Here is an 11,169-nt window from a genome sequence, read left to right on the forward strand (position 1 = left end):
AAAACTCATAAGGATAAGGCTCACAGAGGAGGTCAAACACATGCCTATAGTGGTTAGACCTGAGGATATAAAACTGCCAAAGAGGAAGTTGAAAAAGGATATTCTGTATAGGCTTGGACTTGAGGAAGGGTTTATAAAAGCGTTGCAAGATACAGTGTTGACCCTTATAAAGAGTAGGCTTGGACGAATTCCTGAAGGTGTGGAAGTAAAAGTGAAAAGCATAAGAGACAAGGAATATTTAAATGCTCTGATAGAGAAGTTAATAAACTCTGGAGATGTCTTGGAGCTTCTGAAGGAAGAGAGACTTTTGAGTTGAGTTGTAATTGACAGAAAAGCACTATAAACAGACCATCTGATAATTCCCAGAGACGGCTGGAAAGTCCATCTCTGTCTTTTTATAAAACACCTTCAAATAGAGCCAGTGCTTAAGCTAAAAGAGGTAAAGGACAAAATTCCATCCATGGCTTATCTCTACGGAAAGGACTTTACCTTTTGTCCTCAATGTGGCAAAGTTTACTGGAAGGGTTCACATCATCCAAAATTAAAAAGAGCCTTAAGAACTATTCTTGCTTCCTGTTAGATACTCTTCCACTTTCTTTGCTACCTCATCACTTGACCTTATGCAATCCGCAACAGATACACCGTGCAGATAGTTTCCAGTTAAGAACAGCCCTGGGTTTTCTTTCTCTAAGGTCTTTGCCAACTCAAGGTATTTTCCATAGCCGAGTGTGTATTGGGGTATGGCTTTTTTCCACCTTGTAATGTTTAGAAATTCCACATGCTCTACGCCAAGGATTTCTTTCAGCTCCCTTAGTGCTATATCCAATATCTCTTGGTCTTCGTAGTCTATTATCTCTGGGTCTGTAGCTCCACCCATGTAAATGGTTAAAAGCTCTTTGCCTTCTGGAGACCTGCCTTTGAATATCTGAGAGGAGAACAAAACTCCGAGAATTCTCTTGCCTTCTACCCTTGGCACAAGAAAGCCAAAGCCAGGAGGGATTGAACCAGACCTTACGCTCACGTGTAAGACTATTACCGGTGCGTAATATATATTGTCAAACTCCTCTGATGCACTCCATGATATATCTCTTAGTAGGTAGCCTGCGGAGGTAGCAGGAGCGGAGACCACTACAGCCTTTGCTTCATACTTACCCTTTTTAGCATCAAGCACAAAGTAGTTATCCTTTCTTCTTATTTTGAGAACCACGTTTTCCGTATCCACCTTTAGTTCAGAGGAAAGTCTGTCTATTAATGTGTGGTTTCCACCCTCAAAGGAGATAAGCCTACCACCAGGACCCAAAGCCTTTAGCTTTATAGCTCCTTTTATAAGGCTTCCAAATTTTTGCTCAAGCTCATAGACCCTTCTGACTGCGTATTTTACAGAGAGCCTTTCTGGGTCTCCTGCATAAACACCAGACACGAAGGGGGCAACTATATAGTCAAGAAACTCTTTCCCAAGCCTTCTACGGACAAATTCCCCTATGCTTTCCTCTGTCTTTACTGAAGGTGGAACAAAGGGTTCTCTCAAAACCCTTAGCTTGGCACCAAAGGACAAAAGGGGAGACTTGAAAAAACTAACGGGAGACATGGGAAGGGGTATTAGTTTGCCTTTTTTGTAAACATACCTTATTTTGGAGCTCTCCTCCGCATATTGGGGACTTATGCCTGCTTTCCTTAAAAACTCCTCTACTTTTGCATCCGCCAATACTGTTTGAGGACCAAGCTCAAGTATGTATCCATTTTTTCTTACAGTCTGTATGTTGCCACCGGGTAGCTCTTCCTTTTCAAAGACATGAACACTAAAGCCTTTGCTTTTAAGATGAAAGGCTACAGAAAGACCCGATATGCCTGCACCAACTACCGCAACATCTATCATGTTTTGTAGGGCACTCCCTTAAGGGGAGAGGAAGGCACTGCGTAGGTTCTCTTTGGCATTCTACCCGCAAGGTATGAGAGCCTTCCTGCAATAACCGCATACTTCATAGCTACCGCCATCTTTATGGGGTCTTTTGCTTCTGCGAGGGCTGTATTGGTAAGAATTGCGTCCACACCAAGCTCCATCACCGGTGGAATGTCTGCAGCACTACCGATACCCGCATCCACTATAACAGGCACGGAAACCGCTTCCTTTATGAAGATAAGGTTATAAGGATTTTGCAAGCCAAGACCCGAACCAATAGGTGCTGCAAGGGGCATTACCGCCGCACAGCCTACATCCTCAAACTTCTTGGCATACACAGGGTCATCAAAGATATAGGGCAGAACCACAAAGCCTTCCTTTACGAGGAACTTCGCCGCCTTTAGGGTCTCTTCCATATCTGGTAGGAGGGTCTTTTGGTCGCCTATTACCTCCAGCTTTATCCAGTTTATGCCAGTTGCTTCCCTCGCCAGCATGGCGGTTTTTATGGCTTCTTCCGCAGTGTAGCATCCAGCGGTGTTTGGCAATATCTGGTATTTCTGTGGGTCTATGTAATCAAGGAGGTTTTCCTTACTACGGTCGGTTATGTTGACCCTACGGACCGCTACGGTGATAATCTCCGCACCAGACGCTTCAAGAACTTCCTTGTTTTCTTGAAAGCTCTTAAACTTTCCAGAGCCTATGATAAGCCTTGAGCGAAAGCGCCTGCCTGCAATTTCAAGGTAGTCCTCCTCCAAAAGCCTCTCATAGTCCAACATTTATCCACCTCCTACAATGTTTACTATCTCAACCCTATCTCCCTCCTTGAGCCTATACTCTGCGTATTTACTCTTTGGCACTATCTCTTCGTTTACCGCCACTGCAAGACCTACTGGTCTTATCTGGATTCCACTCCTCTCAAGAAGGTCAAGTATTGTGATACCATCTTCTACCTGCACTTCTTTGCCGTTAACCAAGAGCTTCATTAAGATTATTTTAAGGACTGCATAAGAAGTTGACAAGCCCTCCTCATATATTGACAAATCTCACATACAGTTTTATACTTATACCTTGATAAGCTATGCCTATAAAAATCTACGATAGGAGGTATGCCATGAAGGACGAGCACTTCTTCCCCAAAGGGGCAGTAGCCTTCTTTCTGTCCATGGTAGGCATCTACGCCCTGCTGTGGCTCAGCATCTATGCACTTCTCTTAATGAGAGGTGCAACACAGCCATAAGGAGGTTATGCCATGGACAGAGCAGAAAAGTTTGCTCTCAAAGTTACATTAGTATTGCTTGGCGTGTTTACCGGTCTTCTTGTTTACGCCGCCAAAGGTCTAAACATTGACGTGCCCACCTGCATCACAGATGTAGAGCCCTTCACAGAAGGTAGGTTAATCCAACATGCGGAAGACAGATACGAGCTTCATCTACTTGCTAAGATGTGGTATTTTGAGCCGGGGGAAATTGAAATACCAGCAGGGTCTGTAGTGGACATTTACCTTACCAGTGCGGATGTCATCCACGGTATAAAGATAGTAGGCACAAATGTGAACCTAATGGCTATTCCCGGTGCGGTTGCCTACGCAAGGTATAAGTTTGACAAACCGGGAGAATATCTCATAGTGTGCCACGAATACTGTGGTATAGGTCACCAAAACATGGCTGGAAAACTTATAGTAAAACCAACTACAACAGCAGGGAGGTAAACCATGAGAGTGCCTGGTAGCATAAAAACGGTTCTTTACATTGAAATTCTATTGCCTATGCTACTTTTGGTTTTTGGTGTGTATCACGGTCTTTTGCAAGTCCTTTACAGAGCTGGTTTTATAAAAGAGCTGTCTTTCCTAAAGATTGAATACTATCAAGGTCTAACACTTCATGCGGTTATAAACGCTATAGTGTTTACCACCGTTCTGATAGTTGCCTTTGGAAACCTTATGTTTCTCTACCACCTTAAGAAGCCACTTAGACCCGCTGTCCAGTGGACTGGTGCTATTTTGATGGTTGTGGGAACTCTTATGGCCGCTTGGGCTATGTTTACTGGCAAAGCGAACGTGCTTTATACCTTCTACCCACCTCTTTTGGCTCACTGGAGCTTTTATCTTGGTGCTGCACTGTTGGCGGTAGGTTCTCTTGTGCCCTTCTTCTTTGACTGGATACCCAACTACATCTCTTGGAAAAGGGAAAATCCCGATAAAAAGGTTCCTCTTGCGGTCTACGGCGTTTTTATAAACCACATACTCTGGCTTATAATGCTTGTTCCTCTGGTAATAGAAATCTTTTTCCAACTCTTACCACTTTCCTTGGGTCTTGTGAGTGAAATAAATCCCTCTTTGGCAAGAACCCTCTTCTGGGCTTTTGGTCACCCAGTGGTTTACTTCTGGCTATTGCCTGCATATGTGATGCTCTATACAGTCCTACCTAAGGTTGTTACAGGTGAGGGCAAACTTTACTCCGATGGTGCTGCAAGACTTGCCTTTATACTCTTCCTTATATTCTCCTTCCCTGTTGGTCTCCACCACCAGTATACAGAGCCAAGCATAACCGATAGCTATAAGCTCATACACGCCATCTTTACCTTTGGTGTTGCAGTGCCAAGCTTTATAACCGCCTTCACCGTTGCTTCTTCTTTGGAGTATTCCATAAAGTCCAAGTATCCTGAAGTAAGAGATTCTCTCTTCGCTTGGTGGAAAAAAATACCCTATGCAAGCACAGAAGGTGATAAATGGCTCGTGTCCTACTTCATGGCTGGGCTATTCTTGTTCCTCATAGGGGGAATAACAGGAATAGTCAATGCTTCTTACAATATGAACAACGTAGTCCATAACACTTCTTGGGTTCCTGCACACTTTCACACCACGGTTGGTGGTCTTGTGACTCTCGTTTTCTTGGGTATGGCTCTCTATTTCTTGGCTCAACTTAAGGGGACAGAGGTAAAAGCGAAAGGTCTTGCGGTAGCAGCTCCATGGCTATGGCTCGTGGGTATGGTTATATTCAACGTGGGCTATTCCATAGCAGGTCTTATGGGCTATCCAAGGAGAACACAAACGGGTGCAACAGGTTCTTACTTTGACCCCTCTTCTCCCTACTATATGCCAGACTGGCACTTTTATGCGGTGTTGGGAGCTATAGGTGGTGCAATTGCTACTCTTGGCTTTGTCCTATACCTTGTGTCCTTTGTCTCTACGCTTCTTGCACCTGCAAAAGAAGATGCGGAGCTTTATATCCCAAGTGCAGAGCCCTATCATGACGAAAAAATGCCATCTCTTCAAAAACTCACTCCATGGGTTGCTTTCAGCGTAATTCTCTTTGTGGTTTCCTATATCCCACCTCTTTACGACGTCACAAAGAGGGGTGTTTTCTTTGATTCCCCAGGCTACAATGACAAAAGCCCAATTCCCATCACAAAACCTCAATCCGCAAGGGATGAAAGAAAAGAAACCGCAGAGGCTAAGTGAGGGTCCGTCGTGAGTGGTGTTTTGAGAGGGCTTGTGGCCCTCCTTTTTCTTATAAATCTTTCCCTTTCTCAAGAGGCTTCAACGGGAATACCACCCAACGAGAGAAGAACTCTTGGAAAGGAGCTTCCTGATGTGCTTTTGGTAGACTCCTTAGGAAGAGAGTTTAACCTTCATACTCTAAAGGGGAAACCCATTATCTTAAGCCCCATATATACACACTGCAACTCCGCCTGCCCCATAATAACGGACTCTCTAAAGAAGGTAGTTCCAGCACTTGGAAAACCCGGTGAGGACTTTTGGGTTCTCTCCTTCACCTTTGACCCCTTAGATGGACAAGAAGACATAGTAGCCTTTCAGGAGAAATACGGTCTTGACGGTGAAGGCTGGAAGGTAGTTAGGGCAAAGACAAAAGAAGACCTTTTTAAACTTGTAGACGCCATAGACTTTAGGTTCATGTCTATTCCTGAAACGAGAGACTTTGTCCACCCTAACCTTGTAGTGTTTATATCTCCAGATATGAAGGTCAAAAAGTATGTCTACGGTGTGGTCTTTGATGAAAAGGAGATGGCTAAGGCTCTACAGTATTCCTTAGGTGCCAGAGACCTCTTGGAAGATTTTAGAAGTTTTCTCTTCTTTTTTGGTCTTTTAGGTTTGTCCCTTAGCGGGCTATACCTTGTGATATCCAGTGCAAGACTACTTCAGAAAAGAGAAGAAAGCAGGAATCTTCAAAGGTAATAAGATAGAGCTTGTTCAACTATCCCTTTTACCTCCTCTCTAATACCTCCTTCTCTTGGCATATCTAAAAGCAATTCATACATGTAGCTCCTGTCTACCTCATCGTCAAACTCTTCAAAGTCCACAGAAAGCAAAAGCTCCCTCGCCTTTTGGTTTAGGTTTTTAGGTATGTCCCTCTCTGACATTCTACACCACAAAAGAGACCAAGCTCTTGCGAGTGCAATAGGATGGTAGCCTCCACCTCCGAGATATATGCCCTCTCCAAGCACATCTCTTATTAGGTCAAAAGCCTTAAGAAAGCCCCAGTTGGAGAGCTCAAACTTGGAAAGGTAATCCTCGCTCAAAACATCTGTTCCCAGCTGGAGAAGGTATACCTCTGGTTTAAAAATCTCTAAAACCTTTGTCAACACCTTCTCAAGGACAAAGAGAAACTCCTTGTCGTTGACTCCCTTAGGAAGTGGAAGGTTAAGGTTATAGCCCTTACCTTTTCCAGAGCCTCTCTCATGGATAAAGCCTTTTTTGAAGGGAAAGGCATACTCAGGAGACTGGTGGATGGAGAGGACAAACACCCTGTCATCTTCGTAGAAGAAGTCTTGCACTCCGTCGCAGTGGTGTGCATCAAGGTCTACGTATAGGATTCTCTTATAACCCTTCGAAAGGAGATACTGGAGGGCTACGCCAGGGTCGTTTATAAAACAAAAGCCGTTTGCTCTTGAGGGATAAGCGTGGTGCATACCACCTGCAGGATTAAAGGTGGTAAAACCCTCAAGAAACAGCTCCACCGCCTGTACAGAAGAACCAGTGGCAAGCAAAGAACCTCTCCACATGGCTGGAGAGACAGGGTTTTCGTAAGTGCCTATGTTAAACCTTTCCCTATATTCCCTCTTTACACACTGACATTGGTCGCATTCTTCAAGGGCTTTGAGATATTCTTCCTCGTGGAAAAGTCTTAGTTCCTCCCACTGGGCTGGTCTGCTTTCTACAAGCTCCGCCTCTGTGAGAAGACCCATAGCCTTTAAAAGTTCAAGCAGGAGAGAAACTCTGGGTATTCTAAGAGGATGGTTCTTGGTGTATCTTAGGTTTCTGTATGCGTAGCTACCTATCAGCCTTGAACTCTTCCGCATAACCCTTTACCAGTTTATGCACCTCTCTGTAGTTTATGTCTCCTGCAAGCACGTAGCTCTTCCCTCCATAGTTAAACTTCTTTGATACTGTAATACAAAAATCATCCGTTGCCTGTGAGATGTATATGTTGGAAATGTAGACGTCTTCGTGGCTTGCCTTCTTGAAATACTCCTTTTCTGACCTATCCGCACCCTTTTTCCCAGTTTTTACTGTATAAGTGAGCTTTGGGTTTACCACGTTGTTGGAAACCTGCAAACCATTCTCTCCTATTATGTAGAAAAGTTCAAAGTAAGGATACTTCTTAAAGAAGTCATACAAAGTAAACTCCCATAGGTCTCTGTCTGTCCTTTTTATGCTTTCCACTATGCTTTCAAAATCTTGTTTTATTCTGTTTCTTATGTGATGTATAAGCTCTCTCCTTTCATACTCGCACAAAACCACCGAAGGTTTTTCTTCGTGAAATATAAAGCAAGAGGCATCGTGAACATCTTCCATTCTTTTCTTTAACTCCGAGCTTATTCTGAAAAATTCCTCAAAGTTTTTCAATTTTTTCATGGGTATACAGTATCCAAATAGGTAAACTGGGCTCGCCTCCGAATAAAGCAAAGAAAACTCCCTCTGAAACTCTCTGTATAGGTTCATGATATCTTCCTCTTTTAGCTTTATCTTAGAAAGGGCATAGACTTCATTCTCTTCGTAAGATAGGCTTACATCTCCCTGTATGCTGGTCTTTACCGCTTCATACAGAACTCTCTGAAGGCTTTCCGCCTTTGAAGAGCCATACTCTTCCACAAACTTCTTTAGACCTCTTATGTAAAAGCAGTAAAAGTAGTATTCATGACCGAAGAGAGACCTTAGCTTCTGAAACATGGGAATGGTAGCCTCTTTGAAAAGGCTTGCATAATAGAGAACCACGTGGTAGAAGAGGACACCCATGTATGAACCTTTTTTGTCTACAAGTAAAATAGGCAATTTACAGGATTTAAAAAAGTCTAAAAGAGAGGTAAGATGCTCTGGCTTTAGTGTTGCTTCCCTTAACTTCATAAGAGGCAGGGCAATATCTCCCACGGTCAAATGCTCTCTGTGCTGAGCTTTAACGAGGTCAAGTTTGTTGACTATGCCTATGGGTTTGTTGTTCATTACCACTACCAAAAAGTCATATATGCCGTGCTCCTCAAAAGCCTTTAGGGCTTCCCTTATGCCAAGGTTGTATTCTATTTTTGGAATGCCTGTGGCAAGTTGAGAGAGCTTAATCTCTTTCATAAGTGTGGTCCAGAAAGGTATCTTCTTTTGCTTTCTATGGCAATAAAGGCGAGGAAGACAAGGGTGGCTATTATAAACATGCGTGCAACTGTTACATCCAATCCACCCTGAGCCAATACCTTAGGAGCTTGCACCACACCCCATTGGTATAGGAGTATTACCAAGAATATGGGAGAAACTATAGCAAAGAAATAAACCAAAGGCTTTGGCACCTTCAAGAATACGTCCCTTGTCAGTTCATGATGGAACTTATGAACTCCAAATATCCACACAAAGACTATTATTTCCACAAGGGCAAAAAAGACAAGCATAAAAGTCCCAGCCCAAAAGTCCACCTCGTCTATAAACCCGGGAAGAAAGGCAGAAAGAAAAGCACCCACAGAAACCATAAGCATAGAAACATTTACCGCCTTTTTGTGAGACCATCTCATCTCGTCTTCAAAGAGGGCTATTAGAGGTTGTGTGAGGGCAAGGCTTGAAGTTAGTGCTGCGATAAAAAGCAGGAAAAACCATACCGCAGACAAAAGCCAACCCAAAGGCAGAGCCATAAGAACCGCAGGCATGGACATGAAGCCAAGCCTAAAGGTGCCCTCTTTTGCGAGCTCTGGGACCGCAAGAGCACCAAACATGGCAAAGGCAGCAGGTATAGCTATGGAAGCACCTATGACCACCTCCACAAACTGATTAAGACCTGCAGTCCAAAGACCTGTTTTTAACACATCTTCCCTTGCCTTCACATAGCTGGCGTAAGTGGCTATAGCACCCATTCCAAGGGAAAGGGTAAAGAATATCTGCCCCGATGCCTCAAGCCAAACCTGAGGGTCAGATATCCTGCTAAAATCGGGAGTGTATATGAAAAGCAAACCCTCTAAGCCTTTACCACCTCTTATAGAAAGAGAGACTATGGCAAGGAAAATACCCATGAGTAAAAGTGCGGGAATGCCTACCTTTGCGGTAAGCTCAATACCCTTTACCACACCCCTTTGGAGTATATACCAGTTAACCGCAAGGGTAATAATAAGAAAGACTATAGCCAAGTATGAGGGTTCTGTGTAGCTTTTAAAGAAGTCCACATAGGGTTGCATAGCAGTTTTGGGGTCAGTGCTATCCACAGGATGTGGCAGTTGTCCAAAAAGAGAAAGCACCGCAAAACCCAGCGTCCAAGACTCAATGTATATGTAGTAGCACACTATGAGAAAGGGTATTGCTACACCTATGGAACCCAACACCCTCGCCCAGTTGGCATGATGGAAAAGAGAACCCATAATACCAGTCATAGAGCCATGCCCCTTTGAACCCGCATACCTACCGATAACCCACTCCAGTATCATCAAAGGTATGCCGAGGAGGAAAAGAGCCACAAAGTAGGGAACCATAAAGGCACCACCGCCGTAGAGAGCTACCTTAGATGGAAACCTAAGGAGATTTCCAAGACCTATGGCATTCCCCGCTGCGGCGAATATGAGACCTATCTTAGAAGCCCATACTTCCCTTTTCCTCATAGCTTAAGCCTTTTTATCCTTTCCACAGCCTCAAGAAGTCTTTGAGTAGGCACGGTAAGAGAAATCCTAAAGTATCCCTCTCCATACTCTCCAAAGCCGTTCCCAGGAGTGCATACAATTCCACACTCATCAAGAAGCCTTGATACAAACTCCGCAGAGGTATAGCCCTCAGGCACCTTTACCCACAGGTAGAAGGTAGCATCAGAAGGATAGACCTTTAGTCCCACTTCCTCAAGGGCTTTTACCATAGCAGACCTTCTTTCCTTGTATGTATCTCTTATCTTTTGCAGTTCCTCCTCTGGAAGGTTCAAAGCGGTTATACCAGCCTCCTGCACCGCCTGAAACTGTCCCGAGTCCACATTTGTTTTTACCTTTCCAAGACCTCCAATAAGTTTTTCGTTTCCCACCGCCATACCAAGACGCCAGCCTGTCATATTAAAGGTCTTGGAAAAGGAATGGAACTCTATGGCTACCTCCTTTGCACCCTCTATCTGTAGGATGGACATGGGTTTTTCATTGCCAAAGTATATCTCCGAGTAGGCAAGGTCAGAGGCAACAATTATGTTATTCTCCTTTGCCCACTCTATGAGCTCCTTGTAGAAGCTTTCAGTTGCGGTAGCAGAGGTTGGGTTGTTAGGATAGTTCACCCAGATAATTTTTGCCCTCTTTAACACATCCTTTGGAACACTTTTAAAGTCCGGAAGAAAGCCATTTTCTTCTTTAAGTGGCAAAATATAAGGCTCACCGCCTGCAAAAAGCGTGCCTATCTTGTATACAGGATAAGCGGGGTCTGGACACAAAACCACATCCCCGGGGTTTACAAAAGCTAAAGGAAAGTGAGCTATGCCTTCCTTTGAACCTATAAGGGCGACCACTTCCTTTTGGGGGTCCAGCTCCACACCAAAGCGTCTCTTATACCAATCCGCTACCGCTTGACGGAAAGAAAGCATGCCTTCGTAGGAAGGATATCTATGATGCTCTGGCTTTTCTACAGCCCTTTGCATAGCTTCCACTATAGGCTTAGGAGTAGGCAGGTCTGGGTCTCCTACTCCGAGGTCTATGACATCCACACCCTGAGCGAGCTTTTCTCTCTTTTTCTGGTCAATCTGAGCAAAAAGGTAGGGAGGCAAAGCCTTTATTCTCTGAGCGTATTCAACCATTTTGCACCTCCTTAGCCTAAACGG

The 11,169-nt window shown here is 44.1% G+C and carries 12 protein-coding genes; 5 read left to right on the forward strand and 7 right to left on the reverse strand.

What is annotated here, in order from left to right; translation table 11 throughout:
- Positions 1-316 (forward strand): hypothetical protein (locus WKI49_01285; protein ID MEJ7621134.1); only part of this gene is annotated, 316 nt, incomplete at its 5' end.
- Positions 317-553: 237 nt separating this feature from the next.
- On the opposite strand, the gene hemG is transcribed toward WKI49_01285, so the two are convergent.
- From hemG to thiS, 3 genes are read right to left on the reverse strand one after another with little or no spacing between them, the layout of a single operon-like run.
- Positions 554-1,876 (reverse strand): protoporphyrinogen oxidase, encoded by a 1,323-nt coding sequence (gene hemG, locus WKI49_01290; protein ID MEJ7621135.1) that lies wholly within the window; start codon positions 1,874-1,876, stop codon positions 554-556.
- The gene (locus WKI49_01295) at positions 1,873-2,676 is read right to left on the reverse strand and encodes a thiazole synthase (protein ID MEJ7621136.1); all 804 of its coding nucleotides are present in this window, start codon (positions 2,674-2,676) and stop codon (positions 1,873-1,875) included. The genes hemG and WKI49_01295 overlap by 4 nt, the downstream gene beginning before the upstream one ends.
- Complete coding sequence (gene thiS, locus WKI49_01300) at positions 2,677-2,883, reverse strand: sulfur carrier protein ThiS (protein MEJ7621137.1); 207 nt, start codon at positions 2,881-2,883, stop codon at positions 2,677-2,679.
- 95 nt (positions 2,884-2,978) lie between these two features.
- Here thiS and WKI49_01305 point away from each other — a divergent pair, with 95 nt between their 5' ends.
- The 4 genes from WKI49_01305 to WKI49_01320 are packed head-to-tail and all read left to right on the forward strand — an operon-like array spanning position 2,979 to position 6,095.
- Positions 2,979-3,137 (forward strand): hypothetical protein, encoded by a 159-nt coding sequence (locus WKI49_01305; GenBank protein MEJ7621138.1) that lies wholly within the window; start codon positions 2,979-2,981, stop codon positions 3,135-3,137.
- A gap of 12 nt (positions 3,138-3,149) precedes the next feature.
- Positions 3,150-3,608 (forward strand): cytochrome c oxidase subunit II, encoded by a 459-nt coding sequence (locus WKI49_01310; GenBank protein MEJ7621139.1) that lies wholly within the window; start codon positions 3,150-3,152, stop codon positions 3,606-3,608.
- A 3-nt stretch (positions 3,609-3,611) separates the two neighbouring features.
- Positions 3,612-5,360, forward strand: a complete 1,749-nt coding sequence (locus WKI49_01315) for a cbb3-type cytochrome c oxidase subunit I (GenBank protein MEJ7621140.1) — start codon at positions 3,612-3,614, stop codon at positions 5,358-5,360.
- Between the two features lie 9 nt (positions 5,361-5,369).
- A complete protein-coding gene (locus WKI49_01320; GenBank protein MEJ7621141.1) occupies positions 5,370-6,095 on the forward strand; it encodes an SCO family protein in 726 nt (241 codons plus the stop codon).
- Here the strand turns inward: WKI49_01320 and WKI49_01325 are convergent.
- Genes WKI49_01325 through WKI49_01340 form a run of 4 tightly spaced genes read right to left on the reverse strand, consistent with a single transcriptional unit; the run spans position 6,086 to position 11,145 of the window.
- A complete protein-coding gene (locus WKI49_01325) occupies positions 6,086-7,219 on the reverse strand; it encodes an acetoin utilization protein AcuC (protein ID MEJ7621142.1) in 1,134 nt (377 codons plus the stop codon). The two genes, WKI49_01320 and WKI49_01325, sit on opposite strands and share 10 nt — an antisense overlap.
- The gene (locus WKI49_01330; protein MEJ7621143.1) at positions 7,191-8,483 is read right to left on the reverse strand and encodes a CBS domain-containing protein; all 1,293 of its coding nucleotides are present in this window, start codon (positions 8,481-8,483) and stop codon (positions 7,191-7,193) included. Before WKI49_01330 ends, WKI49_01325 begins: the two co-directional genes overlap by 29 nt.
- Positions 8,480-9,985: a sodium-dependent transporter gene (locus WKI49_01335; GenBank protein MEJ7621144.1), complete on the reverse strand. Its 1,506-nt coding sequence runs from the start codon at positions 9,983-9,985 to the stop codon at positions 8,480-8,482. Before WKI49_01335 ends, WKI49_01330 begins: the two co-directional genes overlap by 4 nt.
- Positions 9,982-11,145: an LL-diaminopimelate aminotransferase gene (locus WKI49_01340; protein ID MEJ7621145.1), complete on the reverse strand. Its 1,164-nt coding sequence runs from the start codon at positions 11,143-11,145 to the stop codon at positions 9,982-9,984. Before WKI49_01340 ends, WKI49_01335 begins: the two co-directional genes overlap by 4 nt.
- Between the last annotated feature and the right edge of the window lie 24 nt (positions 11,146-11,169).

The organism is Aquificaceae bacterium, assembly GCA_037722135.1.
Classification (GTDB): domain Bacteria; phylum Aquificota; class Aquificia; order Aquificales; family Aquificaceae; genus Pampinifervens; species Pampinifervens sericum.

What these genes read in the sequence shown, in the direction of transcription:
- WKI49_01330 (MEJ7621143.1), bottom strand. Translation starts at nt 8,483, where the DNA reads ATGAAAGAGATTAAGCTCTCTCAACTTGCCACAGGCATTCCAAAAATA.
- thiS (MEJ7621137.1), bottom strand. Translation starts at nt 2,883, where the DNA reads ATGAAGCTCTTGGTTAACGGCAAAGAAGTGCAGGTAGAAGATGGTATC.
- WKI49_01295 (MEJ7621136.1), bottom strand. Translation starts at nt 2,676, where the DNA reads ATGTTGGACTATGAGAGGCTTTTGGAGGAGGACTACCTTGAAATTGCA.
- WKI49_01310 (MEJ7621139.1), top strand. Translation starts at nt 3,150, where the DNA reads ATGGACAGAGCAGAAAAGTTTGCTCTCAAAGTTACATTAGTATTGCTT.
- hemG (MEJ7621135.1), bottom strand. Translation starts at nt 1,876, where the DNA reads ATGATAGATGTTGCGGTAGTTGGTGCAGGCATATCGGGTCTTTCTGTA.
- WKI49_01325 (MEJ7621142.1), bottom strand. Translation starts at nt 7,219, where the DNA reads ATGCGGAAGAGTTCAAGGCTGATAGGTAGCTACGCATACAGAAACCTA.
- WKI49_01305 (MEJ7621138.1), top strand. Translation starts at nt 2,979, where the DNA reads ATGCCTATAAAAATCTACGATAGGAGGTATGCCATGAAGGACGAGCAC.
- WKI49_01335 (MEJ7621144.1), bottom strand. Translation starts at nt 9,985, where the DNA reads ATGAGGAAAAGGGAAGTATGGGCTTCTAAGATAGGTCTCATATTCGCC.
- WKI49_01315 (MEJ7621140.1), top strand. Translation starts at nt 3,612, where the DNA reads ATGAGAGTGCCTGGTAGCATAAAAACGGTTCTTTACATTGAAATTCTA.
- WKI49_01340 (MEJ7621145.1), bottom strand. Translation starts at nt 11,145, where the DNA reads ATGGTTGAATACGCTCAGAGAATAAAGGCTTTGCCTCCCTACCTTTTT.